This window comes from Streptomyces alkaliphilus (genome assembly GCF_014141535.1).
Classification (GTDB): Bacteria; Actinomycetota; Actinomycetes; order Streptomycetales; family Streptomycetaceae; genus Streptomyces; species Streptomyces alkaliphilus.
Map to the genome: position 1 here is coordinate 1 of NZ_VKHT01001192.1, position 1,355 is coordinate 1,355.

Below are 1,355 nucleotides of genomic sequence, written 5' to 3' on the forward strand. Positions count from 1 at the left end.
GGCGCGCCCGGGGCGGTCAACAGCGCCCCCGGCAACAGGACCGAGACCGTGGTACCCCGGTGGGGCGAGGACCGGAAGTCCACCAGGAGACCGCGCCGGCGGGCCAATCTGCCGACGACGAACAGCCCCAGCCGGTCACCTCCGGGCGGGAGGTCCTCCTCCGGCGTCCGTGGTCCCCGCACCCGCTTCCGGGCCGCCTCGAGGTCGGCGGGGGACATACCGGGACCGGCGTCCTCGATCCGCAGCAGCTGGCCCCCGGGCACGGCGCGATCGGTGAGGCGGACCCGGGTGTCCACGGGGGAGAAACGGGTGGCGTTCTCCAACAGTTCGGCGAGGAGGTGGACGATGTCCGTGGCGGCGTGCCCCGGCAGTGAGGGGCGGGGCGCCCCGAGGAGGTCGACCCGTCGATAGTCCTCGATCTCCCCGATCGCCGCCTGGACCACGTCCGCCAGGGGTACCGCCCCGCTCCGGATGCGGGTGGGGGCGCCCCCCGCCAGGATGATCAGGGACTCGGCCTGTCGCCGCATCCGGGTGGAGAGATGGTCGAGGACGAACAACTCCTCCAACGCCTCGGGGTCGTGGGTGCGACGTTCCATCCGGTCGATGTGGGCCAGTTGGCGGTTGACCAGACACCTGCTGCGACGGGCCACGTTCACCACCGCCCGACGGACATCCCCGCCCGGGTGGTCGCGCCCGGCGGTGGGGTGGGGCCCGGATGCGCTCCGTCCCGCCCGAACCAACGCCTCCCGTAGTTCGGCGATCTCCCGGGGAGGACCCGCCGGCGACACCGCTCCCGGGGACCCCACCGGGGCACGGCGCAGCAGGACCGAGAGGGGGCGCCGTCCGTTGTCGGGAGGGTGACCTCCGCGGACCGCGTCCCCCGGCTCCCGGGCCCCACCGGGCCGGTCGGTGTTCCGTCGGGCCGCCCCCCGGTCGGCCCCGGGGACGTGCGACCGCACGTCGTCCAGGCCCCGTTCCAGCGAGCTCACCAGTCGCCCGGTGGTCAGCGCGGTCAGCAGGAGCGTCGGGGGAACCAGCAGGAGAGCGGCCAGGGCCGGTACGAGGAGGGGACCGGTGTCGGGACCCCACAGAGCCATCGGGAGGGTCGCCACCGCGAGCGACCACAGGACCAGCAGCACGGTCGCGGGGAGCGCCACCAGGGTCGTCAGAGCGGCCCGCAGGGTACGGGGGCGCCGGGACGAGGCCGCCCGGGCGTGCCGTCGGGCCGCCCGGAGGCCCGGGGAGGGCTCCGCCGGAGAGGGCTCCTCCGCGGGCCGGTTCGACACGCTCCCGGGAGCCGGGCTCCCGGGAACACCACCGGTCGGATGCGCCCCCGGGGACCCGCTCCCCGGGAT

The 1,355-nt window shown here is 75.8% G+C and carries 1 protein-coding gene; it reads right to left on the reverse strand.

Translation table 11 applies throughout. The annotated features are described in order from the left end of the window. On the reverse strand, nucleotides 1-1,286 hold a 1,286-nt coding region (locus tag FNQ90_RS28560; RefSeq protein WP_323380139.1), incomplete at its 3' end, for a sensor histidine kinase. Between the last annotated feature and the right edge of the window lie 69 nt (nucleotides 1,287-1,355).